We start from the raw sequence: 1,542 nt of genomic DNA on the forward strand, positions 1-1,542 counted from the left end.
TCGGCTGTGTGAGGCGCAGCGGCCCGACGTGGCTCTGATCGACCTGAACCTCGGAGAGGGCGGGGATGGCCGGGTGATCGCCCGGCACCTTAAGGAGCGCTACAACGCGCCAGTGTTCCTGCTGACCGCCCAAGCGGCCCAGGCGCGCAGCGAAAAGCAGACGGTATGGGGGGTCATGCGCAAACCCTACGACACCGGCAGCTTGCCTCGACTGATCGACTTTGTCGCCGATGTCTTGAGGGGACGTCCAGCGGAGCCTCCACCGGGTGTGGAGATCTTCAGGCTGCCGGATCGCTCGCCCGCCAAATCATCTTTCTGATCGGCCCGATGGGGGATCGACTTCTTCCTGGACCAGTGAGCCAAATGCCATCCCGCTGCCCCAAACGAGTACAGCGCTGCACCTATCCAGAAGAGGTCCTGCATGATGGTCACGTTGCTCACTTCTAAAGGATGGCCAGGACCATTTAGGCAGGCAGATGCTGGTAGAGGGGAGACGCCCTGCCTAACCGCCAAAGAATGGTACGTGCCATATCGTGAGGGCGATCACCGGCCCAAACACTCGCGCACCTGGTGGCGCCCGGCATGACCCCGGATGATCATCAGGACCCACCTGATTTCATCGACGTGTGGCGGGCGCAGCGGATCCACGCGATCCTGGTGCGTTATGGCCGGTTCCAATCGCCTGACGTTGAGAGAACGCCCGGCTTCAGAAAACTGGCAGATGCCCGTGACCGAGAGATTGCGGCTGTTGAGGTCGAGGCACTGCGGCGGAAGAGCATTGCGGCTGAAGCTGCAGACGCGGTGGCCAGGGTCTGGAAGATGGGTGGGTGATCTGTGATAGGACCCACGCCAGGGCTTGCGTTACAAGGGTGACAGCTTAGGGGTCAGAATCCGCTGCATGACTGGATCAACCACCACCGCATGGGTATGTCCCTGACGGATCCACCGGCGGGGATAGGGCATGAGCCGAACAATGATCGGCGACCCGCGCTTCTTCACGCGGAGCGGCCCTTTTCCGCTCGCCAAGGTGGCGGAGGCGGCACGCGGTATAGCGCCTGAAGCTAGCTTGCTGCTCATGGGGGTCGCTCCGCTACAGACGGCAGAGCCAGACGAGGTGAGCTTTCTCGATAACCGACGGTACGCCTCGGTGCTGGAGCAGACATCAGCCGGTGCGGTCGTTGTGCATCCGGACATGGCCAGCCGGGTGCCGGCGCATACAGTTCCGATCGTCACAATGGAACCCTATGTCGGCTGGGCACGTGTCGCAGCGATGTTTCACCCGGCCTCGCCAGTGTCTCCGGGCATCCATCCGACCGCCCTCGTCGCCGTTGATGCTACGGTTGATCCCTCGGCCGAGGTAGGACCGTTTGCGCTGATCGAGGCCGGGGCGGAAGTAGGCGCCGGCTGCCGAATAGGCCCCCACGTAGCTATCGGGGCGGGTGTCGTGCTGGGGCCGGAATGTCGAATCGGAGCGCATGCCAGCCTCAGCCACGCCGTCGTGGGTGCCCGAGTCTACGTCTATCCCGGTGCGCGCATCGGGCA

General features: G+C 63.4%; 2 protein-coding genes and 1 pseudogene. All 3 read left to right on the forward strand.

Annotation, left to right across the window (positions count from 1 at the left end):
- A pseudogene (locus EQG76_RS01150) lies at nt 1-319 on the forward strand (hypothetical protein); the annotation flags it as partial.
- A 263-nt stretch (nt 320-582) separates the two neighbouring features.
- Complete coding sequence (locus EQG76_RS01155; protein ID WP_159709845.1) at nt 583-831, forward strand: hypothetical protein; 249 nt, start codon at nt 583-585, stop codon at nt 829-831.
- 142 nt (nt 832-973) lie between these two features.
- A partial coding sequence (locus tag EQG76_RS01160; RefSeq protein WP_321573422.1) for an LpxD N-terminal domain-containing protein occupies nt 974-1,542 on the forward strand: 569 nt, incomplete at its 3' end.

It is taken from the genome of Geminicoccus flavidas, from assembly GCF_009806515.1.
Taxonomy (GTDB): domain Bacteria; phylum Pseudomonadota; class Alphaproteobacteria; order Geminicoccales; family Geminicoccaceae; genus Geminicoccus; species Geminicoccus flavidus.